The organism is Campylobacter sp. RKI_CA19_01116 (assembly GCF_025771405.1).
Taxonomy (GTDB): Bacteria; Campylobacterota; Campylobacteria; order Campylobacterales; family Campylobacteraceae; genus Campylobacter_D.
Genome location: NZ_JAKMQF010000004.1, coordinates 52,410 through 74,574 on the forward strand (window position 1 = coordinate 52,410; position 22,165 = coordinate 74,574).

28 protein-coding genes and 1 tRNA gene are annotated in these 22,165 nt (G+C 29.9%); 20 read left to right on the plus strand and 9 right to left on the minus strand.

All coding sequences use genetic code 11. From position 1 onward, the window contains the following. Positions 1-116: 116 nt before the first annotated feature. A complete protein-coding gene (locus L8U41_RS04275) occupies positions 117-314 on the minus strand; it encodes a molybdenum cofactor biosynthesis protein (protein WP_263679393.1) in 198 nt (65 codons plus the stop codon). 94 nt (positions 315-408) lie between these two features. On the opposite strand from L8U41_RS04275, the gene L8U41_RS04280 reads away from it, so the two are divergent. From L8U41_RS04280 to L8U41_RS04290, 3 genes are read left to right on the plus strand one after another with little or no spacing between them, the layout of a single operon-like run. After that, the gene (locus L8U41_RS04280; protein WP_263727908.1) at positions 409-1,092 is read left to right on the plus strand and encodes an aspartate/glutamate racemase family protein; all 684 of its coding nucleotides are present in this window, start codon (positions 409-411) and stop codon (positions 1,090-1,092) included. After that, the gene (locus tag L8U41_RS04285) at positions 1,092-2,159 is read left to right on the plus strand and encodes a tyrosine-type recombinase/integrase (RefSeq protein WP_263708368.1); all 1,068 of its coding nucleotides are present in this window, start codon (positions 1,092-1,094) and stop codon (positions 2,157-2,159) included. Before L8U41_RS04280 ends, L8U41_RS04285 begins: the two co-directional genes overlap by 1 nt. Positions 2,160-2,204: 45 nt before the next feature. Beyond that, positions 2,205-2,573: a hypothetical protein gene (locus L8U41_RS04290; protein WP_263727909.1), complete on the plus strand. Its 369-nt coding sequence runs from the start codon at positions 2,205-2,207 to the stop codon at positions 2,571-2,573. A gap of 2 nt (positions 2,574-2,575) precedes the next feature. On the opposite strand, the gene L8U41_RS04295 is transcribed toward L8U41_RS04290, so the two are convergent. After that, a complete protein-coding gene (locus tag L8U41_RS04295) occupies positions 2,576-3,433 on the minus strand; it encodes a DMT family transporter (RefSeq protein WP_263727910.1) in 858 nt (285 codons plus the stop codon). 84 nt (positions 3,434-3,517) lie between these two features. Between L8U41_RS04295 and murA the strand changes: the two genes are divergently transcribed. Together murA and L8U41_RS04305 are read left to right on the plus strand one after the other, a co-directional pair. Further along, positions 3,518-4,774 carry a UDP-N-acetylglucosamine 1-carboxyvinyltransferase gene (gene murA / locus L8U41_RS04300; protein ID WP_039618249.1) on the plus strand — a complete coding sequence of 419 codons (1,257 nt, stop codon included), beginning with the start codon at positions 3,518-3,520 and terminating at the stop codon, positions 4,772-4,774. Further along, positions 4,771-5,931: a molybdopterin molybdotransferase MoeA gene (locus L8U41_RS04305; protein WP_263727911.1), complete on the plus strand. Its 1,161-nt coding sequence runs from the start codon at positions 4,771-4,773 to the stop codon at positions 5,929-5,931. The genes murA and L8U41_RS04305 overlap by 4 nt, the downstream gene beginning before the upstream one ends. On the opposite strand, the gene L8U41_RS04310 is transcribed toward L8U41_RS04305, so the two are convergent. Both L8U41_RS04310 and L8U41_RS04315 read right to left on the minus strand, forming a co-directional pair. Beyond that, positions 5,928-6,362: a hypothetical protein gene (locus L8U41_RS04310; RefSeq protein ID WP_263727912.1), complete on the minus strand. Its 435-nt coding sequence runs from the start codon at positions 6,360-6,362 to the stop codon at positions 5,928-5,930. The genes L8U41_RS04305 and L8U41_RS04310 overlap by 4 nt on opposite strands. Positions 6,363-6,374: 12 nt before the next feature. Then, entirely contained in the window at positions 6,375-6,653 is a 279-nt protein-coding gene (locus L8U41_RS04315; protein ID WP_263727913.1) for a hypothetical protein, read from the minus strand. Positions 6,654-6,762: 109 nt separating this feature from the next. Here L8U41_RS04315 and L8U41_RS04320 point away from each other — a divergent pair. The 9 genes from L8U41_RS04320 (at position 6,763) to murG (ending at position 13,881) form a co-directional block, all read left to right on the plus strand. Then, positions 6,763-6,837: transfer RNA gene (locus L8U41_RS04320), tRNA-Gly, on the plus strand. 71 nt (positions 6,838-6,908) lie between these two features. After that, positions 6,909-7,577 (plus strand): flagellar basal body P-ring formation chaperone FlgA, encoded by a 669-nt coding sequence (flgA, locus tag L8U41_RS04325; RefSeq protein ID WP_052243086.1) that lies wholly within the window; start codon positions 6,909-6,911, stop codon positions 7,575-7,577. Continuing rightward, positions 7,574-8,152: a UbiX family flavin prenyltransferase gene (locus L8U41_RS04330; RefSeq protein ID WP_263727914.1), complete on the plus strand. Its 579-nt coding sequence runs from the start codon at positions 7,574-7,576 to the stop codon at positions 8,150-8,152. The genes flgA and L8U41_RS04330 overlap by 4 nt, the downstream gene beginning before the upstream one ends. After that, positions 8,152-8,631: a pantetheine-phosphate adenylyltransferase gene (gene coaD / locus L8U41_RS04335; RefSeq protein WP_080956334.1), complete on the plus strand. Its 480-nt coding sequence runs from the start codon at positions 8,152-8,154 to the stop codon at positions 8,629-8,631. The genes L8U41_RS04330 and coaD overlap by 1 nt, the downstream gene beginning before the upstream one ends. After that, the gene (tmk, locus tag L8U41_RS04340) at positions 8,622-9,206 is read left to right on the plus strand and encodes a dTMP kinase (protein WP_263727915.1); all 585 of its coding nucleotides are present in this window, start codon (positions 8,622-8,624) and stop codon (positions 9,204-9,206) included. Before coaD ends, tmk begins: the two co-directional genes overlap by 10 nt. Then, complete coding sequence (gene hisS / locus L8U41_RS04345; protein WP_263727916.1) at positions 9,199-10,425, plus strand: histidine--tRNA ligase; 1,227 nt, start codon at positions 9,199-9,201, stop codon at positions 10,423-10,425. Before tmk ends, hisS begins: the two co-directional genes overlap by 8 nt. Beyond that, complete coding sequence (gene speA / locus L8U41_RS04350; protein ID WP_214100648.1) at positions 10,422-12,251, plus strand: biosynthetic arginine decarboxylase; 1,830 nt, start codon at positions 10,422-10,424, stop codon at positions 12,249-12,251. Before hisS ends, speA begins: the two co-directional genes overlap by 4 nt. Next, positions 12,248-12,853 (plus strand): serine O-acetyltransferase, encoded by a 606-nt coding sequence (gene cysE, locus L8U41_RS04355; protein ID WP_263727917.1) that lies wholly within the window; start codon positions 12,248-12,250, stop codon positions 12,851-12,853. The genes speA and cysE overlap by 4 nt, the downstream gene beginning before the upstream one ends. Continuing rightward, positions 12,850-13,881, plus strand: coding sequence for an undecaprenyldiphospho-muramoylpentapeptide beta-N-acetylglucosaminyltransferase (gene murG / locus L8U41_RS04360; protein WP_263727918.1), 1,032 nt, complete (start codon positions 12,850-12,852; stop codon positions 13,879-13,881). The genes cysE and murG overlap by 4 nt, the downstream gene beginning before the upstream one ends. On the opposite strand, the gene L8U41_RS04365 is transcribed toward murG, so the two are convergent. Genes L8U41_RS04365 through L8U41_RS04385 form a run of 5 tightly spaced genes read right to left on the minus strand, consistent with a single transcriptional unit; the run spans position 13,874 to position 17,115 of the window. Then, positions 13,874-14,491 (minus strand): YggS family pyridoxal phosphate-dependent enzyme, encoded by a 618-nt coding sequence (locus L8U41_RS04365; RefSeq protein WP_263727919.1) that lies wholly within the window; start codon positions 14,489-14,491, stop codon positions 13,874-13,876. The two genes, murG and L8U41_RS04365, sit on opposite strands and share 8 nt — an antisense overlap. A 6-nt stretch (positions 14,492-14,497) precedes the next feature. Then, complete coding sequence (locus L8U41_RS04370; RefSeq protein WP_263727920.1) at positions 14,498-15,745, minus strand: RNA polymerase factor sigma-54; 1,248 nt, start codon at positions 15,743-15,745, stop codon at positions 14,498-14,500. Next, positions 15,745-16,470: an LPS export ABC transporter ATP-binding protein gene (gene lptB / locus L8U41_RS04375; protein ID WP_263727921.1), complete on the minus strand. Its 726-nt coding sequence runs from the start codon at positions 16,468-16,470 to the stop codon at positions 15,745-15,747. Before lptB ends, L8U41_RS04370 begins: the two co-directional genes overlap by 1 nt. Then, a complete protein-coding gene (tsaE, locus tag L8U41_RS04380; protein WP_263727922.1) occupies positions 16,463-16,870 on the minus strand; it encodes a tRNA (adenosine(37)-N6)-threonylcarbamoyltransferase complex ATPase subunit type 1 TsaE in 408 nt (135 codons plus the stop codon). Before tsaE ends, lptB begins: the two co-directional genes overlap by 8 nt. After that, the gene (locus L8U41_RS04385; RefSeq protein WP_039618276.1) at positions 16,867-17,115 is read right to left on the minus strand and encodes an RNA-binding S4 domain-containing protein; all 249 of its coding nucleotides are present in this window, start codon (positions 17,113-17,115) and stop codon (positions 16,867-16,869) included. Before L8U41_RS04385 ends, tsaE begins: the two co-directional genes overlap by 4 nt. Before the next feature lie 113 nt (positions 17,116-17,228). On the opposite strand from L8U41_RS04385, the gene L8U41_RS04390 reads away from it, so the two are divergent. Genes L8U41_RS04390 through L8U41_RS04415 form a run of 6 tightly spaced genes read left to right on the plus strand, consistent with a single transcriptional unit; the run spans position 17,229 to position 22,059 of the window. Beyond that, positions 17,229-18,449, plus strand: coding sequence for an argininosuccinate synthase (locus tag L8U41_RS04390; RefSeq protein WP_263727923.1), 1,221 nt, complete (start codon positions 17,229-17,231; stop codon positions 18,447-18,449). 12 nt (positions 18,450-18,461) lie between these two features. Further along, complete coding sequence (gene rplI, locus L8U41_RS04395) at positions 18,462-18,905, plus strand: 50S ribosomal protein L9 (protein WP_263708379.1); 444 nt, start codon at positions 18,462-18,464, stop codon at positions 18,903-18,905. After that, positions 18,905-19,447 carry an ATP-dependent protease subunit HslV gene (hslV, locus tag L8U41_RS04400; protein WP_133318899.1) on the plus strand — a complete coding sequence of 181 codons (543 nt, stop codon included), beginning with the start codon at positions 18,905-18,907 and terminating at the stop codon, positions 19,445-19,447. The genes rplI and hslV overlap by 1 nt, the downstream gene beginning before the upstream one ends. Continuing rightward, positions 19,444-20,763 (plus strand): ATP-dependent protease ATPase subunit HslU, encoded by a 1,320-nt coding sequence (gene hslU / locus L8U41_RS04405; protein WP_263727005.1) that lies wholly within the window; start codon positions 19,444-19,446, stop codon positions 20,761-20,763. The genes hslV and hslU overlap by 4 nt, the downstream gene beginning before the upstream one ends. Further along, positions 20,760-21,632, plus strand: coding sequence for a GTPase Era (gene era / locus L8U41_RS04410; RefSeq protein ID WP_214100655.1), 873 nt, complete (start codon positions 20,760-20,762; stop codon positions 21,630-21,632). Before hslU ends, era begins: the two co-directional genes overlap by 4 nt. Beyond that, a complete protein-coding gene (locus tag L8U41_RS04415; RefSeq protein ID WP_263727924.1) occupies positions 21,622-22,059 on the plus strand; it encodes a hypothetical protein in 438 nt (145 codons plus the stop codon). The genes era and L8U41_RS04415 overlap by 11 nt, the downstream gene beginning before the upstream one ends. Positions 22,060-22,165: the final 106 nt, after the last annotated feature.

The following is a 22,165-nucleotide window of genomic DNA, read 5'->3' on the forward strand; positions in this document are numbered from 1 at the left end:
TAATTTTACATATATATTAAGTTTAAGTTAAAATATTTTTATAGACTAAAAAAGCTAAAATGATGAGTAAAAAGGAAAATAAATATAAAAGTTTAGCTTGTATGGAATTTTTGGTTTTATTTGGATTTTTGGATTAATCTTGAAAGTTGTCTTGCTAAAAGTTTGGCACTATTTTCATCTTTGCTAAGTTTTTTCATATTTTCTCTAAATTCATAAAGTCTTTTTTCTTGTGCAAAGTCATTTGAAGTATTATTTTGTTTTGAGGTATTGCTTTGGTTTGCTTGCTTTTGCGCGGTTTTTTTCTTAAAAAACATATTATCACCCTATTTTGTTTTTATAATTATAGCTTGATATTTTTTAAGTAAGATTTTTTTATAATTTTTATATTAATTTTAAAGGAAAAAAAGTTTGAAAACCATAGGTTTAATAGGTGGAATGAGTTATGAAAGCACACTTAGCTATTATGAAATAATCAATAAATTAACAAATGAAAAATTAGGAAAATTACACAGCGCTAAGATAGTTTTAACTAGCGTTGATTTTGAAGAAATAGAAGAATGTCAACGCAAGAATGATTGGCAAAAAGCAAGTGAAATTTTAACCCAACATGCCCTACTTTTGCAAAAATGCGGAGTTGATTTTATATTAATTTGTACTAATACTATGCATAAATGTTATGAGAATATACAAAAAAACATTCAAATTCCTATATTACATATAGCTAAAGCTATGCTTTTAGAGCTTCAAGAGCAAAATATCAATAAAGTATTGTTGTTAGGGACAAAATACACTATGCAAGAAGATTTTTATAAACAACTTTTAATTAACTCAAAGATCGAAGTTTTTATTCCCAAAAATGATGATATTTTAAAGCTTAATGATATTATTTTTAATGAGCTTTGCAAAGGTATTATAAATAAAGACTCAAAAAAATATTTAGATGATTTGATTACTCAATTTCCGGAGGCTCAAGGAGTAATTTTGGGTTGTACTGAACTTGGTTTAATTGTAAAAGAAAGCTCTAAAAAGCTATTTGATAGTGCTTATATTCATGCAAAAATGGCTACTTTGAAAGCCTTGGAGAATGAGTGATGAAATATCCTCTAGATTGTGAAGAAAATTTTGAAAAGTCCTTTTTATTTTGGCTTTGTAGATATGTGAAATTTAAGCTTAATTCTTTATCAAATAAGGAATTAAAAGACCCTCAAGCTTTGGCTGTAGTAAATTTAGCCTTAAGCAAGGGTGTTAAAAATATACAAGAGCTTGATGCTTATGTAAAAAAAGCAAGAAATGCAGGACTTAGTGGTGTAAATACGTATTTTAATCCTTTGAAAAAACTTTATGAGTATTTGTTATTTTATAAGCTTTATTCGCTAAAACAAATCGATGAAGAGCTTTTAGTGGAAATTTTAGCAAGTATTAGCGCTTCTTTATCTGATGCGAGTAAGAAAAATTATCGCATAGCTGTGATTAATTTTTTTGCATTTTTAGATAAACAAAATGAAGAAGATCAAAAAGCGCATATTTTTGATATTAATCTTAAAAATTGGGCAGGTATAAGTGGTTCTAAAGGAGTTAAACTGCCTGAATATATGAACGAAGATGAAGTGAGTAAATTTTTAGATGCTATTGATAATACAGATTTTAAAAGCAACACTATACGCAATCGTTTGATTATTAAAATCATCATTTTTACAGGAATTAGGGTTAGTGAAGCTATTAATATAAAATTAAAAGACATTAGCGAAGAAAATGATCTTTATATCATACGTATTAGAGCTAAAGGCAATAAATACCGCGTTGTGATGATTAAAAAAGAGCTTATAGAACATCTTTTAAAAGATGTAAAGGTAAATTATCTTTCTTGTGATGGACTTTTATTTGTCAATCGCAATGGTAAAGCCTTAACCCAAGCTTATGTTTCGCGTATAGTAGAACAAATTTTATTTAAAGCAGGAATTCGCAAGCAAAAAAACGGAGCTCATATGCTAAGACACACTTTTGCTACCCTACTTTATAAAAAACAAAAAGATTTAGTTTTAGTCCAAGAAGCACTAGGCCATGCAAGTTTAAATACTTCAAGAATTTACACACACTTTGACAATGAAAAACTAAAATTAGCTGCAGAAGTAGCAAAAAAACTTCACGATAGAACTTAAATTTTTATAAAAAAATCCGATATATCCTTAAAGAAAGGATATATCATGCAAATAAATGATTATGCTAGTAAAATTAATCCTTATATTTTAAACACTCAAAAAGAAGAAAAAGAAAGTAAAGAGAATAAGAATTTTATAGAATTTAAGTTTACACAAGGTGTGAAAGAGCTTGAAACAAGTGTTAAAGATAATCAAAATAACAGTGAATCTGAAGATCAATTAAGCAAGCTTTATAGCGAGTTAGCTAAGATACAAGCTAAAATTGCAGAATTAAATGCAAAATTACAATCAAGTCAAGATCCGCAAAAAGCTCAAATGATTAATTCTCAAATTCAAAGTTTAAATGCACAAATGCAAAGTATATATGGCCAAATCATGCAAATACTTTCTCAAGCTATGCAAAGTATGCAATGATTTTAATGTTTTTTAGCATTTAAAAACACACTAAGAATGATCAAAGCAAAAGCAAAAAGATCAATCACACTATAAATAGTTCCTAAAAATAAAAAACTCATAAAAGCAGCAGCCACAGGTTCTATACAAGCTATCATACTAGCTTTAAAAGCCCCTATTAATTCAACTCCTTTTAAGTATAAACAAAAAGCCCCTATTGTGCCTATAAATACAATCGCGCTCATAGCCAAAAAGGAATTTAAAGAAAAATCATGTTTTGGGATATTTCCTTGTAATAATACAAAAAGCAAAAAAGAAGCAAATAAACTAGCTAAACCCATGATTAAAAATAAGCCATATTTTGCTATGATAAGTCTAGCACTCAAAGAATAAAATGCCACTCCAAGAGCTCCAAAAAAAGCCCAAATAACACCTCTTATGTCAAGTTTTAATGCATTAATATCCCCATTTGTTATAAGTAAAAATAAGGCAAAAAGTATTAAAAACAAAGCGATTAGCTCTATTTTTTTAGGTAAAATTTTATTTTTAAAACACATAAAAAGCATTATGATTAATGGTGCGTTGTATTGTATCATCGTGGCAGTTCCTGCATCGGTATAATAAATAGCTTTAAAATAACCATATTGAGTTATCAATAAACCAAAGATAGAAAAAATTAAAAGAGAGCTAAGTTCTTGTTTTTGCTTTAGTAATTTTAATTTAAAATTTTTTGCACCCAAAATTATTAAAATAATGCCGGTAAAAAGCAAACGATAAAAACTCACCCATTCAGCAGAATAATGATTTTTAAACAAATACTCAGCCAAAACTCCACTTATGGCCCAAAATATCCCACCAAGTATGACTAGAAAAACTCCCAAAAAACACCTTTAATCTTATTAATTTATATAATATTTGTAGTAAAATATTATTATATCATTATGCATATATTTTAAGGAAAATTAATGACTTATTTAGAGATTGATGGTGTTGAAAAATTAAACGGAGAAGTGATAATAAGCGGTGCAAAAAATGCTGCACTTCCTTTGATAGCTTCAAGTATTTTAGCTAAAAATGAAGTGCAAATTTCAAATTTACCAAATGTAGCAGATATTTGCACCCTACTTTCTTTGCTTGAAAATTTAGGAGCAAATTATACTTTTAAAGACAATTTTGCAAAAATAAATACAAAGCATTTAAATAAAACCATAGCAAAATACGACATCGTGCGTAAAATGCGTGCTTCTATACTTACCTTAGGGCCTTTACTAGCTAGATTTGGAAATTGTGAAGTTTCTTTACCGGGAGGTTGTGCTATAGGCCAACGCCCTATTGATTTGCACCTTTTAGCTTTAGAAAAAATGGGAGCTAATATTGAGATTAAGCAAGGTTATGTGGTAGCTAGTGGAGAGCTTAAGGGTGCTGATGTGATGTTTGATAAAATCACTGTTACGGGTAGTGAAAATATCATCATGGCAGCAGCCTTAGCTCATGGTAAAACTAGACTTTTAAATGTTGCTAAAGAGCCTGAAGTGGTGCAACTTTGTGAGGTTTTAGCTAGGGCTGGGCTTGATATACAAGGCATAGGATCTTCTGAGCTTGAAATTTATGGTACAAGTGGAGAACTTTTAGAATTTAAACCTTTTGAAATCATTCCTGATCGTATTGAAGCAGGAACTTATCTGTGTGCAGGAGCTATCACTAACTCAAAAATCACTCTAAAAAAAGTCAATGCAAGCCATCTTAGCGCAGTTTTGGCAAAGCTAGAGCAAATGGGTTTTAGCTTTGATATTAATGAAGATAGTATTAGTATAAATCCTGCCAAAGAAATCAAACCAGTTGAAATTTTAACTAGCGAATACCCAGGCTTTCCAACGGATATGCAAGCGCAATTTATGGCTTTAGCTTTAAAAGCAAATGGCACAAGTATTATTGATGAGAGATTATTTGAAAATCGTTTTATGCATGTAAGTGAGCTTTTAAGAATGGGAGCTGATATAAGATTAAACGGGCATATTGCTACTATAAATGGTACTAAAGAGCTTTTGGGGGCTGATGTTATGGCTACTGATTTGCGCGCATCTTCTGCTTTGATTTTAGCGGCTTTAGCAGCTAAAGGCACAAGTAAAATTCATAGAATTTATCATCTTGATAGAGGGTATGAAAATTTAGAAGAAAAATTTAAGAAACTAGGCGCAAGTATAAGAAGGCTTGAAGAATGAGAGATATTTTTGCAACTTTAGATTTTTTAAAAGAACAAATCAAAGCAAAAAATGAATTTCAAAGAGTAAATTTGACGCAAGCTTTGGGGTGTATTTTATATGAAGATGTTTTTGTGAAAAAAAACCTACCCGCTTTTGATAATTCTGCCCTAGATGGCTATGTGCTAAATTATACACATAAGAATGAATTACTAGAAATAAAAGGAAGCATTTTAGCAGGCGATAAAAATGATTATATTTTAGAAAAAAATGAATGCTATAAAATTATGACAGGAGCTAAAATTCCTCAAAATGCAAATACCATTTTAATGTTTGAAGAAGCTTTGCTTGAAGATGAAAAACTCAACGCTAAAAATGCTAAAGAAAACAATGCTATCCGTTTTAAAGGCGAGGAAGCAAAGCTTGGAGAGCTTTTGTTTAAAAAGGGGCAAAAAATCACTTCAGGTATGGTAGCTATGCTTGCTGCTCAAGGAATTTATGAGTTAAATGTCGTTAAAAAATTGCGTGTTGGAATTTTTTCAAGTGGAGATGAGCTTGTAGAACCTTGGGAAAATGCTGATGAATACAGCATATATAATGCAAATGCTTTTGGAATTTATGCTATTTTGCAAGATTATGCTGATGTTGAGTATTTAGGACTTATAAAAGATGATTTAAATGCATATAAAAAGCTTTTAAAAAATAAAGAATTTGATATGCTTATAAGCAGTGGTGGTGCTAGCGTGGGTGAGGCTGATTTTATCAAACAAGCTTTGCTTGAGTGTGATTTTAGCCCTATTTTTGAAAAAGTAAATGCTAAACTTTGTAAGCATGTAAAACTTTTTAGCAAAAGCGATATGCTTTTTCTAGCTCTACCAGGAAATCCTTTAGCTTCTTTAGTTTCAACGCATATTTTTGCAAAAAATATACTCAATTTACTTTATGGTAAAGAACTTTTGGAATTTGATAAAGCAAGATTGACTAAAGATTTAAATTTCAAAGGCCAAAGAAATGATTTTGCTTTTGGAAAATTAGTCGATGGATATTTTAAACCAAGCGAAACTAAATTTGGCTCAGGTATGCTAAAACCTTTATGTGAAAACACGCATATTTTAATCACGCAAATTGATGATATAAAATTAGCAAAAGATCAAGAAGTTAAAGTTTTAAAAATTTAAGCATTATATATAGGTGCTGAAAATACATTAAAAGTTTTTTCTTCTTTTTGATTTTGCTTTTCTTTAAACTGCCAAAAGCTTGTGCTGTGTTTTAAGTTATCATAATCTGAGCCTTGTATAGTGTTTAAATTTTCTGTTTTTGATGTTATTTTGTTATTTAATTGCTGATTAACTTTTTCTTTGGTTTGTTCTTCGAGCTTGATTTTAATTTGTTCTTTATAGCTTTGTTCATCTAAAACCATTTTCTTTTCATATTGTTTTGTTTCTTCGTTAAAAACTAACTCTTCTTTGTATTTTTTCATTTTATCTTCGGCAAATTTTTTATTTTGCTTTATCAAATAATCAAAAGGTAAATCATAAAGAGATGTTTTTTTGTCTTGACTTTTGTGATTATTTGAAAATAATTGTTGGAAATTATTAGAAATATTCATTTTTTTCTCCATTTAAATTTTTAAAAGACTATTTAGAATTTTTTCTTCATTTTTTTGGTATTTACTTTGGCGTAATTTCTCCCAAGCATATACGCCATAATCTTTAGAAATCGAACCTATATTTAAATCTGTATTACTAAAAGCATTGTTGCTATCTTTTTTATACTCTTTTTCCTCTTTGTCTTTAAGTGCATTAAGTGTAGCTTGAAATTCATCTGAAGATGTGTTTTTTTCTTTGATTTTTGTCATATTATTTAGGGTTAACGGACTATTTTTATCATTTACTTGCATGAGAACTCCTTTTTTAAAATTTAATAACTATAAGCAAAAAACATTCCTTAATTTTAAAAACTTGACAATAAAATAAAGTTTTGATAAAATCACACTCTACTTTCAAAATGCGGGAATAGCTCAGGGGTAGAGCACAACCTTGCCAAGGTTGGGGTCGCGAGTTCGAATCTCGTTTCCCGCTCCACTTCTTTTAACTAAAATCAAACTTTTTTAATGTATTATACGATTAATATATTTTTATAAAAGGTCGCTGTATTGTTTTTTAAGCAAATCATTCTAGTTTTATTTTTCTATACTTTTAGTTTTGCTTCGAATTTTGATGAAGTAAAATTAGCTTTGATTAAAGAATTTAAGACAAATTATCCGCAACTAGAAATCATTTCTTTAGATCTTAACACTCAATCAAGTTTACCTGCTGATTTTAATCAATACATTTTTTTAAAACTAGGTAATCATAATTTTGATAGAGCAGATGGTTTTGTAAAGGCTGAATTTAAAACTCCAGAGCAGTTTAAAAAAAATATATTTTTTAAGTATTTTTTAAAGGCAAAATTGGAAGTTTTACAAACCACGCGCCCTATTGCGCGTAATGAAAATTTAAGTCCTGCTAGTTTTAAAATTTTAAAAATTCCTTTTGATAAAGCTCCCCAAGGTGTATTAAAAAAAGATGAAATCGCAAATTTAATAGCCAAAAGTAATATAAGAGAAAATATGATTTTAAAATATAATATGTTTAAAACCAAAACCCTTATACAAAGAAATGATTCTGTTTACGGGGTTATCAAAGATGGGGATTTAAGCATGATAATAGAATTAAAAGCCTTACAAAGCGGGAATTTAAACCAAAGAATTCGCCTTAAAAATAAAGATGGAAAAGTCGTGCATGGTAAAGTTATTAGTAAAAATTATGTGGAGCTAAAATGAAAAAAATTTTAGTAGGTATTAGCGGGGCTAGTTCTTGTGAACTTGGCTTTTTATTGTTAAAACATTTAAAAGAAAAAGGGCAAATTTATGCCATTATAAGTAAAAATGCAAAAATAAGCTTTACAAAAGAAAATTCTCTTTTAGAAAATATAGACTTTTTGCAATACATAAAAGATAAATTTGAACTTGAACATGTAAATTTTTTAGATAATGAAGATATTAGTCAATGCGTAGCAAGCGGATCTTTTGGCATAGAAACGACTTTTATCACACCTTGCTCGATTAACACTTTGGCAAAAATTGCTTGTGGTATAAATGATACTTTACTTACAAGAGCTGCAGGAGTGGCTTTAAAAGAACGTAAAAAACTCATACTTGGGGTAAGGGAAATGCCCTATTCTACTTTAAATTTAGAACAAATGGCTAAACTTTCTAGCTATGGAGTTATCATTGCTCCTCCTGTAATAGCAAGTTATGCTAAGATTGATAATTTGGAAAAATTATATGAATTTATCATAGGAAAATGGCTTGATCTAGCAAATATTGAGCATAATTTATACCAAAGGTGGCGATGATGGCTAGTTGTATATACCCAGGGACATTTGATCCTATCACTAATGGACATTTAGATGTGATCATTCGAGCTAGCAAGATGTTTGAAGAAGTAGTTGTTGCCATAGCTAAAAGTGAGAGTAAAAAGCCTATGTTTAGCTTAGAGCATAGAGAAAAAATGGTAAAAATTGCTACAAAAGACTTAAAAAATGTTAAAATTACAACTTTTGATAACTTACTAGTAGATCTTGCTAAAAATTTGCAAATAAATATCATTATAAGAGGCTTAAGAGCGGTGAGTGATTTTGAGTATGAATTACAACTTGGTTATGCAAATCACATGCTTTGGGAGGATTTTGAAACTATATATCTTATGCCAAATTTAAAAAATTCTTTTATTTCAAGCTCCATAGTAAGATCAATTTGTATGCATAATGGCGATGTGAGTAAGCTTGTGCCAAAAGAAATTATACCTTTATTAAAGGAGAGAGATTGTATATAGCTTTTGAAGGGGTTGATTGTGTAGGCAAAAGCACGCAAATAGAGCTTTTAAAAAAATATTTTCATAATGCATTTTTTACCAAAGAACCAGGTGGAAGTGAGCTTGGGGTGCATTTGAGAAAAATTTTATTAGAAAGTAAAATGCAATTTTCTAAAAAGGCTGAGCTTTTGCTTTTTTTGGCAGATAGAGCAAATTTAATCGACATGCATTTAGCGCATAATAAAAACAAACTTATCATTTCAGATCGTAGTTTTATTTCTAATATGGCTTATGCAAGATGTGATTTTGATCAAAATATTTTATTTGAGTTAAATTCTTTTGCCACAGGTGGGCTTTTTCCACAAAAGGTTGTGTTTTTGCATGGTTCTAAAGAGCTTATTGAGCAAAGACTTTCTAAAAAAGATTTAGATAGTATTGAAAAAAGAGGGATTGAATATTTTTTAAATATACAAAAAGCTTTAGAAGAAACTTTAGAGTTTTTAAAAACTAAAATAGATATAAAAATTTTAAAATTAGATGCTTCTTTGAGTATTGAAATTTTACATGAAAAGATTAAGGAATTTATAGATGATTAATGCTTTAAAAGGAATGAAAGATTTACAAGATGACCAAGCTATTCTTTATGAAAGAGTAGTTAAAACTTGTGAAGAAGTAGCTAAAAACTATGGTTTTACTTTTATTAATTGTCCGCATTTAGAACTTACTAAGCTTTTTAAAAGAAGTGTTGGAGAAAGCTCTGATATAGTTGGTAAGGAAATGTATGAATTTGTTGATAAAGCAGGCAATGATGTGTGTTTGAGGCCTGAAGGGACAGCTGGGGTGGTAAGATCATACATAGAAGCTAAAATGGATAAGGCTCAAAGTGTTAAAAGATGGTTTTATCATGGTTCTATGTTTCGCTATGAAAGACCACAAAAAGGAAGATTGCGTGAATTTCATCAATTTGGTGTAGAAAGCTTTGGTATAGCAAGTGTGTATGAGGATGCGAGCATTATTTTAATGCTAAATGAAATTTTTAAACGCTTAGAAATTCACACAAGCTTGAAAATTAATTCTTTAGGCTGTAAAGAATGTATAGGTGTATATAAAGAAAAACTCATAGCTTTTTTAAATTCTAAAGAAGGTTTTTGTGAAGATTGCTTAAGAAGAAAAGACTTAAACCCTATTAGAGTGCTTGATTGTAAAAATGATCATTGTCAAGGTTTAATCGAAAATGCGCCAAAACTAAGTGAAAATTTATGCCCATGTTGTAAAAAAAATTATGAAAAATTACAAAAACTTTTAAAAGAAAATGATGTTGAGTTTGAATGTGATGAGAAATTAGTGCGTGGGCTTGATTATTATTCTAAAAGTGCATTTGAGTTTGTTAGTGATGAAATCGGTGCAAAGGCTGCTGTGGCAGGTGGTGGAAGATATGATAGATTAATTGAATACTTAGATGGTAAAAGTGGCTATGGCGTGGGTTTTGCTATGGGTATAGAAAGGATTATGGCTATTTTAGAGCAAAAACAAAGCGTAAAGTCAAGAGAAGGAATTTATCTTTGTGCTATGGATGAAGCTTATATAGATACTATTTTTAAATTAGCAAATACTTTAAGAAAAAAACATAAAGTGCATTTAAGTTATGAAGCAAAAAAACTTGCAAAGCATTTAAACCAAGCAGATAATGCTAATGCTAAAATCTTTTTGTGTATAGGTGAAGATGAAATGCAAAAAGAAGAGATTTTTTATAAAAATTTAGAAAATAAAGATACTAAAAATATAAAATTAGCAAATTTGGAGAATGAGTTATGATTGATTATGGTATTAATATTTGGGGTGCGAATAATTTTATCATCGAAAATGGCAAAGTATGTGTAAATCATGGTAAAAAACCTGCCATTATAGATATAGTAAATACTTTGCGTGATGATGGTTATAAGGGGCCATTATTGCTTCGTTTTCCTCATTTAATCCATAAGCAAATTGAGCAGATTTATGAAAAATTTTCTAAAGCAAAAAAAGAATTTAACTATAAAGGTTCTTTTAATGCTGTGTATCCTTTAAAAGTCAATCAATATCCAGGTTTTGTAAAAAATTTAGTCAATTTAGGCAAAGAATACAACTATGGTTTAGAAGCAGGAAGCAAGGCCGAGCTTTTACTAGCCATGGCTTATAATAATGAAGGCGCTCCTATAACAGTTAATGGTTTTAAAGATAAAGAACTCATAAATATGGGCTTTATAGCGTGTGAAATGGGTCATAATATCACTTTAACTATGGAAGGACTTAATGAACTTGAAGCGATGATTGAAATTGCTAAAAATCGTTTTAAGCCAAAGCCAAATATAGGTTTAAGGGTGCGTTTGCATTCAGCTGGGGTAGGAATTTGGGCAAAAAGTGGTGGTATAAATTCAAAGTTTGGTTTAACATCTACTGAGCTTATTGAAGCGGTAAATCTTTTAAAAGCTAATAAGCTTTTAGATCAATTTACTATGATACATTTTCATTTAGGTTCGCAAATTACTGAAATTCATCCTTTAAAAAAAGCTCTAAATGAAGCGGGTAATATCTACACCGAGCTTAGAAAAATGGGGGCAAAAAATTTAAAAGCTATTAATCTTGGTGGAGGCTTAGCAGTGGAATACTCTCAGTTTAAAAATGAAACAAGTAGAAATTACACCTTAAGTGAGTATGCAAACGATGTTGTGTTTATTTTAAAAGGCATTGCAGAGCAAAAAAAAGACTTAGAGCCTGATATTTTTATAGAAAGTGGGCGTTTTGTAGCAGCTAATCATGCTGTTTTAGTAGCGCCTGTTTTAGAGCTTTTTTCTCAAGAATACACAGAAAGTAAGCTTTTGTTAAAAGATAAAAACCCAAAACTTATTGATGAACTTTATGATTTGTATAAAAACATTAAAGCTTCTAACGCGCTTGAGTATCTACATGATAGTATTGATCATATGGAGAGTATTTTAACCTTGTTTGATTTGGGTTATGTAGATTTACAAGATCGCTCTAATAGTGAAATTTTATTGCATTTGATTATGAGAAAAGCTATTTCTTTAGTAGGTGATCAAGCTGATTTATCGAGTTTGCAAAATGAAGTACAAGAAAAATATTTAGTGAATTTTTCAGTATTTCAGTCTTTACCTGATTTTTGGGGTTTAGAGCAAAATTTTCCTATCATGCCACTTGATAGACTTAATAAAAAACCTACAAGAAGTGCAAGTATATGGGATATAACTTGCGATAGTGATGGAGAAATTTCTTATTCTAAAGATAATCCTTTGTTTTTACATGATATTGATGTAGAAGCTGAAGATTATTTTTTAGGATTTTTCTTAGTGGGAGCTTATCAAGAAGTCCTTGGTATGAAGCATAATCTTTTTACACATCCAACCGAAGCTTGTATAAGTATTAATGAAAAGGGTTTTGAAGTAGAAAGCGTACTAGAGGCTCAATCTATTTTAGATACCTTAGAAGACCTTGATTATGATATTCATGCAATTATGGACAATATTAATGAAAAAATTTATGCTTCAAAACTTGTTAATGAAAATCAAAAAAAGCATATTTTGGGTGAAATTTATTTATTCTTAAATGATAATGGATATTTAAAAAGCATAGGTTCTAAATGAGTATTTTCAAACTAATCAAAGAAGATTTTTCTATGCCAAAACAAAAAGATCCTGCATATAGATCTTGGGTGGAATTAGTTTTTAACTATCCTGGTGTTTGGGCTGTGGTAAATTATCGCTTTGCGCATTTTTTTTACCAAAAAGGTTTTAAAAAAATAGCAAGGATTATTAGTGGAATTTCTCAGTTTTTTACCGGAGTTGATTTACACCCTGGAGCGCATTTAGGTAGAAGGATATTTATAGATCATGCAAGTGGGGTTGTGATTGGTGAGACTTCTATTATAGGTGATGATGTTTTGATTTATCAAGGTGTTACTTTGGGTGGAACGAGTTTAGATAAAAATACCAAAAGACACCCTACTATAGAAGATGGCGTGATCATAGGTTCTGGTGCTAAAATTTTAGGCAATATTACCATAGGTAAAAATGCAAAAATAGGCTCAAATGCAGTTGTATTAAAAGATGTTGGGTCAAATTTAACAGCTATTGGTATACCTGCTTATATTAAAGAACATGGTAAGATTGATTATGAAGAAAAAATCGCTAAATTAGAAGCAAGGCTTGCTATTTTAGAAGAAAAGCTAAATAAAGAGGATAAATGATAGCAATTACAGGTGGAGGCACAGGAGGACATTTAGCTATAGCTAGATGTTTATTGCAAAGTGTAAGAAAACAAGGCATAGAATGCATTTACATAGGAAGTGAAAATGGCCAAGATAGACTTTGGTTTGAAAATGAAGATGGTTTTTATAAAAAATACTTTCTAAGTTCTCAAGGCGTTGTTAATAAAAAAGGCTTAGCTAAGGTTCAATCGTTTTTGCATATTGTAAAACTTGCAAGAAAAACAAAACAAATTTTAAAAGAACATAATATTAAAGCAGTTTTTAGTGTGGGTGGATATAGCAGTGCTCCAGGCGCTTTTGGTGCTTTAATGGCAAATATCCCACTTTTAATCCATGAGCAAAATTCAAAAATAGGAAGTTTAAATTCACTTTTAAAGCCTTTTTCTAAAGCTTTTTTTACTGCTTTTGATGATCAAGTTAATAAAGCAAGTACTTTCTTTTGTCCTTATCCTATTAGTGAAATTTTTTCACAAAAAGCAAGAGTGAGAAAAGAATTAAAAAATATTATTTTTCTTGGTGGATCTCAAGGGGCTAAATTTATAAACGATCTTGCCTTAGAAAATGCTTTATACTTTAAAGAAAAAGATATAAATATCATTCACCAATGTGGTAAGAATGATTATGAAAGATGTAAAAAAGCTTATGAGGATTTAAATGTTAATGTAGAGCTTTTTGACTTTGATAAAAACATTATAGATAAAATTTCTAAAGCAGATTTAGCTATATCAAGATCAGGTGCAAGTAGTCTTTTTGAGCTTAGTGCAAATTTGCTTCCTTGTATTTTTATTCCTTATCCATATGCGGCTAAAAATCATCAGTATTTTAATGCTTTGTATTTAAAAGAGCGTAATTTGTGTGAAATTTTAACTCAAGAAGAGAAACATCAATTTTTAAATTTGGTAGAAAATTTCTCACTAGAAGAAAAATCTATAGCCTTGCAAGAGTTAAAAAGTGAAAATGGTGCAGATTTTATGATAGAAAAAGCAAAACAAATGGGGTTTATTTAAATAAAATACTCCCCAAACGCACCATATTTGAGCCACATTTTATAGCTAGTTCAAAATCCCCACTCATGCCCATAGAGCAAATTTTTGCCCCGTGTTTTTGTAAATTTTCATAGATTTTAAAAGTTTGCTCAAAACTTTCTTGAACTTTTTCCTCATCCATAGAACCTATACACATAATACCTATAAGGTTTAAATTTTTACACTCTTCTTGTATTTGCAAATACTCTTCTATGGCCTTATTTTGCTCTATGCCACTTTTAGAACTTTCATTGGCAGTATTTATTTCTAATAAAGTATCTAATTTATAATCAAGTCTTTTATCTACAGCTTTGGCGCTTTTTAAGCCATTACAAGATTGCCAAAGTAATGGGTTTTGTTTGATTAAAAGATTGATTTTATTACTTTGAAGATTACCTATAAAATGCCATTTGATTTTTAAGTCTTGAAGTTTTTCTTTTTTTAAAGCTAAAGCTTGGACTTGATTTTCTCCAAACTCTATAACACCTTGCTTAAAAAGCTCTCGAATTTGCTCATCTTGAACATACTTGCTAGCTGCTACTAAACGTACATTTTGTTTTATGGTTTTTTCAAAAATACTTTCTAAATTCATCTTTTCCTACATCAATTCATATAATTTTTTACGCTCACTTGAGCTTCCTATACCAAGTTGCATACGATATTTAGTAATAGTTCTACGCCCTAGTTGCACACTTGGGAATTCTTTTTGAGTGAGTTCAAGAATTTTTAAATCACTCAAAGGTTTTTTAGGATTTTCTTTTTTAATTAAATTACTAAGAAAATCTTTAATAGTTGCATTAGAAGTTTCACCATCATCAACTGCAGTAGTAAAGAAAGACTTTAAGGGTATTAAGCCTCTATCACAACTTAAGTATTTATTTGCAATTGCTCTTGAAATGGTAGAGGCATTTCTTTCAAGATCTTGTGCTAAGTCTTTAAGTTGCATAGGTTTGATATCTCCGCCCATGAAAAAATCATATTGATATTCTATAATCATAAGCCCTAGTTTATAAAGGGTAGCTTTACGCATGGCTAGTGCATCGATTAAATTTTTAGCATCTTTTAAATAAGCACTTAAAAACTCATGATCTAAACCATCTGCTTCAAAAGCAATTTCAGGGTAATAATCATCATTAATTTTAATTTTAATTTCACCATTTTCTTGATAAATAAATATATCAGGAATGATTTCCATGCTCTCTTCAAAATACTCTAAAAAAGGCGGAATAGAGATTTTTTTAATTATCGCTATAGCCTTTTTATACAAAGGATCTTTGATAAAATCTTTTGCATTTTCTAAATTTAAAATCAACATTTTGCAAAACTCATAAAGCTCATCATCTAAGTCAAAATGCTCTAATGCAAAAATAAAAGCTTCTTGATTGTCTTTTGCCCCTACTCCAACGGGATCAAGGTATTTAAATCTTTGTCTGATTTTTTCTATTTCTAGAGGATCAAATTCACCTAAAATTTCTTCATCATACTCAAAATAACCTTCATGATTTAAACATTCTATGATTTTTTCAGCAATGGTTTGGGATTTTTTAGTAGGAAAAAATGGTGGTATGATTTGCTCGCTTAAAAGTTCATACACATTTTTTACTTCCAAGCTTTTTGCATCAATCATTTGCGTGGTGGTGTTTTTGCTAAAATATTCTTGATAATATTTGTTTTGATTGTTTGTAATGCTTGAGTTTTCTTTGATCTCTATAAAAGGATTTTCTTTAGCAAATTCATCTAAGCTTTCTTTTAGATCTTCAATGTTAGCTTGCAATATAGGAAGCCAAGATCTTAAGGTTTGTGATAGTTTTGTTTTTTGTGTTATAGAGGTTTTTTGTTTAAGCATTATTCAAGTCTAAACTCACTTCCAAGATAGTATTTTTTAACATCTTCATTATGTGCAATTTCATTAGCATTGCCACTAGCTAGCAACCTTCCACTTCTAATTACATAAGCTCTATCGCAAATTGCTAGAGTTTCTCTTACATTATGATCAGTGATTAAAACACCTATATTCATAGCTTTTAAGTCATTAATCAAGCTTTGAATTTCACTCACTGCGATAGGATCAACCCCAGCAAATGGTTCATCAAGAAGTAAAAATTTAGGATCACACATAAGCGATCTTGCGATTTCACAACGCCTTCTTTCACCCCCACTTAAACTCATACCTTTTCTGTGTCTAATAGGTTCTATGCTAAGTAATTCTAGCATTCGTTCTATCTTTTGTTCTAATAAATTTTTATCCTTATATATTACTTGGGCAGCTAAAAGTAAATTTTCTTCTACGCTTAAGTCTTTAAAAACACTACTTTCTTGAGGTAAATACCCAATGCCAAGCTTTGCTCTTTTATTAAGCGGTTCTTTTGTGATATCTTGTGAGTCTAAAAACACCTGCCCACTTGTTGGTAAAATAAGCCCACATATCATATAAAAACTTGTAGTTTTTCCTGCTCCATTAGGCCCTAAAAGCCCCACAACTTCCCCACTTTGTACTTCTAGTGAAACATCGTGTATGATTTTTGTTTTTTTAATGATTTTTTCTAAATTTCTAGCTTCTAGCTTACTCATGTATTATATACTTTCTTTTATTTTCATAAGGAATGATTTGTAAAATTATATTAAAAATTTGATATTTATCTAAATATTTTTTTAATTTTTCATCACCCCACTCTACCAAATGCAAACCCTCTTCAAAAAAATTTTCAATCAAGCCATTTTTTAAAAGTCCATCAAAACCTTCTTGATAAATATCATAATGATATATTTTACCTTGTTGAAAATTATATGCTTGCATGATAGAAAATGTAGGAGAATTAAGCGTTTTTTCTACTCCAAGAAATTGAGCATAATTTTGCACCAAAGTAGTTTTACCGCTTGCTAAATCCCCTTGAAGTAAAATAACTCCATTTTTAGGTAAAATTTCACAAAGCTTATAAAGCTCATTTTGACTTAAAATCATTTCTTTCATTGAATTTTTACCACATATTTTTCTTGCATAGCTTTTGGTATGCTTTTGGTTGTTGGTATATCTAAGACTTTATAGATATTGGTATATTCTATAAATTTAATGCTTATTTCATCGCCAATTTTTACTTCTTTACTAGCTTTAACCACTTGATTGTTTATACTTACTACGCCACTTTTGCACATATCCTCTGAAATAGCACGACGCTTAGTAATGTTAACTACATTTAAAAACTTATCTATTCTCATAAAAATATTTTATCAAAAAATACAAGAAAATGTTATAAAATGTCTAAATATTTTACATTATATTAAGCTAAATTCGTTAAATTTTAAAATTATTTTTACAAAGAGGAAAGACAATGAAAAAAGATATCAAAAAAGTGGTTTTAGCATATTCTGGTGGACTTGATACAAGTATAATTTTAAAATGGTTACAAGATGAGTATAAATGTGAAGTGGTAACTTTTACAGCAGATATTGGACAAGGTGAAGAGCTTGAGCCTGCTAGAAAAAAAGCGCTTTCTTTGGGTGTAAAAGAAGAAAATATTTTTATTCAAGATTTAAAAGATGAATTTGTAAAAGATTATGTATTTCCTATGTTTAGAGCAAATGCTATTTACGAGGGAGAATATTTACTAGGTACAAGTATAGCAAGACCTTTGATAGCAAAAGCTTTAGTAGAAATAGCAAATAAAACAAAAGCAGATGCTATTAGTCATGGGGCAACAGGTAAAGGAAATGATCAAGTGCGTTTTGAATTAGGCGCTTTGGCGCTAAATCCAAATTTAGCCATTATTGCTCCTTGGAGAGAATGGGATTTAAATAGCCGTGAAAAACTCTTAGCTTATGCGCAAAAACATGGCATTGATATAGTTAAAAAGCCAGGTAAGTCACCTTATTCTATGGATGCAAATTTATTACATATTTCTTATGAGGGTTTAGTGCTTGAAGATCCTGCGGCTAAACCTGAAGCAGATATGTGGCGTTGGGTGAAAGATTTAAAAGAAACTCCAAATGAAAGCGAAGTGATAGAGCTTGAGTTTAGCAAAGGTGATTTGTGTGCTATTAATGGAGAAAAAATGACTCCTGCGCAGCTTTTAGCAAAACTTAACGAGCTTGGTGCAAAACATGGTGTAGGTCGTCTTGATATTGTTGAAAATCGCTATGTGGGTATGAAAAGTAGAGGTTGTTATGAAACTCCAGGTGGAAGTATACTTTTAAAAGCACACCGTGCTATAGAAAGCATCACTCTTGATAGAGAAGCAGCGCATTTAAAAGATGAATTGATGCCAAAATATGCAAGTTTGATTTATAATGGTTATTGGTTCTCACCTGAAAGATTAATGCTTCAAGCCTTAATTGATGAGTCACAAAAATATGTAAATGGTAAAGTTAAACTTGAATTATATAAAGGTAATGTAATGGTAATAGGCAGAGAAAGTGCGAATGATAGCTTATTTAGTGAGGCTTATTGCACTTTTGAAGAAGATGCTGTGTATGATCAAAAAGATGCAGCAGGTTTTATAAGATTAAATGCTTTAAGATTTATCATCGCAGGTAAAAATGGAAGAAAATTTTAAAAAAGGAAAACAATGAAAGTATTATTGATTAAAGATGTAAAAAGCTTAGGAAAAGCAGGAGAAGTTAAAGAAGTAAAAGATGGATATGGACAAAATTTTTTAATTGCCAAAGGTTTTGCTAAGGCTGCTACACATGAAGTTTTAAAACAATATGAAGCAGAGCAAAAGAAAAAGGCAGAAAATTTAAGATTTGAGCTTGCAAATTTGGAAAAAATAAAAGAAGAATTATCTAAAATCACTATTTGTATAGCTAAGCCTGTGGGAGCTAATGGAAGCTTGTTTGGTGGGGTTACTAAAGATGAAATCGCTCATGCACTAAAAGAGCAAAAAGGCATAGAGCTTGATAAAAAAAGCTTAGAATGTGATACTATAAAAGAACTTGGTGTGCATGAAATTTCAGCAAAATTAGGTCATGCGATTCATGCTGTATTTAAGCTAGAAGTTAAAGGAGAATAATGTTTCACGCAACTACAATTTTAGCTTATAAAGGTAAAAATAAGTCTGTAATTGGCGGAGATGGACAAGTAAGTTTTGGAAACACTGTTTTAAAAAATAATGCAGTTAAAATTAGAAAATTAAATAATGGAAAAGTATTAGCAGGCTTTGCAGGAAGCACTGCTGATGCTTTTAATCTTTTTGATATGTTTGAAAAACTACTTTCTAGTTCTAAGGGTGATTTATTAAAAGCTGCGATAGATTTTTCAAAAGAATGGCGTAAGGATAAATACCTAAGAAAACTTGAAGCAATGATGCTAGTATTAGATAGAGATCATATATTTTTACTTTCAGGAACTGGAGATGTAGTTGAACCTGAAGATGGCGCTATAGCTGCTATTGGTAGTGGGGGTAATTATGCACTTTCTGCTGCAAGAGCGTTGGCTAAACATTCAAATTTAGATGAAGAAGAATTAGTCAAAGAAAGCTTGCAAATAGCTGGTGAAATTTGCATTTATACTAATACAAATATTAAAACTTATGTAATTGAGGATGATAAATGAATTTAACTCCAAAAGAGATTGTGAAATTTTTAGATGATTATGTAATTGGGCAAAAAAATGCCAAAAAAATCATAGCAATTGCTTTAAGAAATCGTTATAGAAGAATGCAGCTTAGCCCTGAACTTCAAGATGATATCATGCCAAAAAATATTTTAATGATAGGATCAACTGGAGTTGGTAAAACAGAGATTGCAAGACGCCTTGCTAAGATGATGGGGCTTCCTTTTGTAAAAGTTGAAGCAAGCAAATATACTGAAGTTGGTTTTGTTGGGCGTGATGTAGAAAGTATGGTTAGAGATTTAGCTAATGCTGCTTTAAATTTAGTAAAAAATGAAGAAAAAGAAAAAAATAAAGAAAAGATTAATGAATTTATAGAAAATAAGATTTTAGAAAAACTTTTACCGCCTTTACCAAAGGGTGTTAGCGAAGAAAAACAAGAAGAGTATCAAAATTCTTTAGAAAAAATGCGTGTGAAATTAAAAGCTGGTGATTTAGATGATAGCACAATAGAAGTTGAAATTTCACAAAGTGTATTTGATACTAATCCAAATTTACCACCTGAAATGGGTGCTATGCAAGATATAGTAAAAGTTATTGGTGTGGGTAATAAAAAAGTTAAAAAAGAAATGAAAGTAAAAGATGCAAGAATAGCTTTAGTTCAAGAAGCAAGTGAGAAAATTCTTGATATGGAAAGTATTAAAGGCGAGGCTTTAAGAAGAGCAGAAAATGAAGGGATTATTTTTATCGATGAGATAGATAAAGTAGCGGTTTCAAGCTCAAATTCAAACCGCCAAGATCCAAGTAAAGAAGGGGTGCAAAGAGATTTGCTTCCTATAGTTGAAGGTAGTACTATACAAACTAAATTTGGACCTTTAAAAACTGATCATATTTTATTTATTGCAGCAGGTGCTTTTCATCTAAGTAAGCCAAGTGATTTAATCCCTGAACTTCAAGGGCGTTTTCCTTTAAGAGTTGAGCTTGATTCGCTAGATGAGGATGCTTTATATGCTATTTTAACAAGACCTAAAAATTCATTACTAACACAATATATTGAGCTTTTAAAAACTGAAAATGTAGAGCTTGTTTTTGAAGATGAAGCTATTAGAGAAATAGCAAAAATAGCAAGCAAGGCTAATGAAGAAATGCAAGATATTGGTGCAAGACGCTTACACACGGTGGTGGAAAAACTTTTGGAAGATATTAGTTTTGAAGCAGATGAATATGCTGGAAAAGTTTATAAAATAGATGATTTTAAAGTGCAAGTTAAGCTTGGAGATATCATAGAAAATAAAGATTTAGCTAGGTATATCTTGTGAAAAGTGGCTTTATAAGCATAGTGGGTAGAACTAATGCGGGAAAAAGTTCTATCCTTAATTCTTTATTAGAAGAAAAAGTTGCTATGGTTTCTCATAAGCAAAATGCTACAAGAAGAAAGATTAATGCGATTATAATGCATGAAAATCATCAGCTTATTTTTATAGATACGCCAGGTTTGCATGTAAGCTCTAAGGCTATGAATCAGCTTATGATTGATTTGGCGATTAAAAGCATTGCGGATTGTGATGTGATTTTATTTGTAGCTAGTATTTATGATGATATTAAAGATTATGAAAATTTTTTAAGTTTAAACCCTAAAGTGCCACATATTGTATTAATCAATAAGGTTGATTTAGTAAAAAAAGAGGTTTTGCTTAAAAAATTGAGTGAGTATTCTCAGTTTAGCTCACATTTTAGTGCTATTATCCCCTATTCTGCTAAGCAAAAATTTTATAAAAAAATTCTTTTAGATGAGATGATTAAGTATTTGCCTGAACATCCGTATTATTTTGATCCTGAGTTTATTACTACCACAAATGAAAAGGATATTTATAGAGATTTTATCTTAGAAGCTATATATGAAAATTTAAGTGATGAAATTCCTTATAGCACTGAAGTAAAAATAGAAAAAATCAAAGAACTAGAGCAAATTTATTATATCAATGCTATTATCATTACAGATAGTAATTCTCACAAAGGAATGATACTAGGTAAAGATGGAGCTACAATTAAGCGTATAGGCAAAGAAGCTAGGGTTAAAATAGAAAAATTAGCACAAAAAAAGGTAATGCTAAAATTATTCGTTCAACTTGAGAAAAATTGGCACAAAAACGAGCAAAACCTTAAGAAAATACTTTATGATGAGTAAGAAAACTATTCTAAAAGATTTTCTTGCTTATGAAAAGCTTTTATATATTAAATTTGCAAATCCTATTAGTGAAGATGAAATTTTAAAAAAGAGCTTTGAGGAGCTTGGTCTTAAAGATGATTTTTCTTATAAGCTAAAGTATTTTCAAGATAAATCTTTTGCATATGTATTCTTGTGCAAGTATGAAGATATTTTAGATATTGATTATATAATACCTGAACCCCTGCTTTTTGAAGTGTATTTTAAGAACGATGTAAATAGTGAAAATCTTGCATTATTATTTAAAGAAAAATATATAGTTTTAGTGGAGTATTTAGGATGTGATTTTCAAAATTGTAAAGTTATACCATTAAATGTTTATGATAAAATATATGAAGAAAAATTAAAAAATACTTATAAGCACATTATAAGCATAGATGATACTTAAAATCTTAGTAGTTTTGATAAATTTAATAGTAATATTTTTTATCAAAAATTACTAAAAAATTGCGATCAAGTCAAGATTAATTTTACCAACAAAGAAAAAATAAATC

Bases quoted from the DNA above. Each gene is read 5' to 3' on its own strand.
- L8U41_RS04275 (WP_263679393.1), bottom strand. From the start codon at position 314: ATGTTTTTTAAGAAAAAAACCGCGCAAAAGCAAGCAAACCAAAGCAAT.
- L8U41_RS04285 (WP_263708368.1), top strand. From the start codon at position 1,092: ATGAAATATCCTCTAGATTGTGAAGAAAATTTTGAAAAGTCCTTTTTA.
- L8U41_RS04290 (WP_263727909.1), top strand. From the start codon at position 2,205: ATGCAAATAAATGATTATGCTAGTAAAATTAATCCTTATATTTTAAAC.
- murA (WP_039618249.1), top strand. From the start codon at position 3,518: ATGACTTATTTAGAGATTGATGGTGTTGAAAAATTAAACGGAGAAGTG.
- L8U41_RS04305 (WP_263727911.1), top strand. From the start codon at position 4,771: ATGAGAGATATTTTTGCAACTTTAGATTTTTTAAAAGAACAAATCAAA.
- L8U41_RS04310 (WP_263727912.1), bottom strand. From the start codon at position 6,362: ATGAATATTTCTAATAATTTCCAACAATTATTTTCAAATAATCACAAA.
- L8U41_RS04315 (WP_263727913.1), bottom strand. From the start codon at position 6,653: ATGCAAGTAAATGATAAAAATAGTCCGTTAACCCTAAATAATATGACA.
- L8U41_RS04330 (WP_263727914.1), top strand. From the start codon at position 7,574: ATGAAAAAAATTTTAGTAGGTATTAGCGGGGCTAGTTCTTGTGAACTT.
- coaD (WP_080956334.1), top strand. From the start codon at position 8,152: ATGGCTAGTTGTATATACCCAGGGACATTTGATCCTATCACTAATGGA.
- hisS (WP_263727916.1), top strand. From the start codon at position 9,199: ATGATTAATGCTTTAAAAGGAATGAAAGATTTACAAGATGACCAAGCT.
- speA (WP_214100648.1), top strand. From the start codon at position 10,422: ATGATTGATTATGGTATTAATATTTGGGGTGCGAATAATTTTATCATC.
- cysE (WP_263727917.1), top strand. From the start codon at position 12,248: ATGAGTATTTTCAAACTAATCAAAGAAGATTTTTCTATGCCAAAACAA.
- murG (WP_263727918.1), top strand. From the start codon at position 12,850: ATGATAGCAATTACAGGTGGAGGCACAGGAGGACATTTAGCTATAGCT.
- L8U41_RS04365 (WP_263727919.1), bottom strand. From the start codon at position 14,491: ATGAATTTAGAAAGTATTTTTGAAAAAACCATAAAACAAAATGTACGT.
- L8U41_RS04370 (WP_263727920.1), bottom strand. From the start codon at position 15,745: ATGCTTAAACAAAAAACCTCTATAACACAAAAAACAAAACTATCACAA.
- lptB (WP_263727921.1), bottom strand. From the start codon at position 16,470: ATGAGTAAGCTAGAAGCTAGAAATTTAGAAAAAATCATTAAAAAAACA.
- tsaE (WP_263727922.1), bottom strand. From the start codon at position 16,870: ATGAAAGAAATGATTTTAAGTCAAAATGAGCTTTATAAGCTTTGTGAA.
- L8U41_RS04385 (WP_039618276.1), bottom strand. From the start codon at position 17,115: ATGAGAATAGATAAGTTTTTAAATGTAGTTAACATTACTAAGCGTCGT.
- L8U41_RS04390 (WP_263727923.1), top strand. From the start codon at position 17,229: ATGAAAAAAGATATCAAAAAAGTGGTTTTAGCATATTCTGGTGGACTT.
- rplI (WP_263708379.1), top strand. From the start codon at position 18,462: ATGAAAGTATTATTGATTAAAGATGTAAAAAGCTTAGGAAAAGCAGGA.
- hslV (WP_133318899.1), top strand. From the start codon at position 18,905: ATGTTTCACGCAACTACAATTTTAGCTTATAAAGGTAAAAATAAGTCT.
- hslU (WP_263727005.1), top strand. From the start codon at position 19,444: ATGAATTTAACTCCAAAAGAGATTGTGAAATTTTTAGATGATTATGTA.
- L8U41_RS04415 (WP_263727924.1), top strand. From the start codon at position 21,622: ATGATGAGTAAGAAAACTATTCTAAAAGATTTTCTTGCTTATGAAAAG.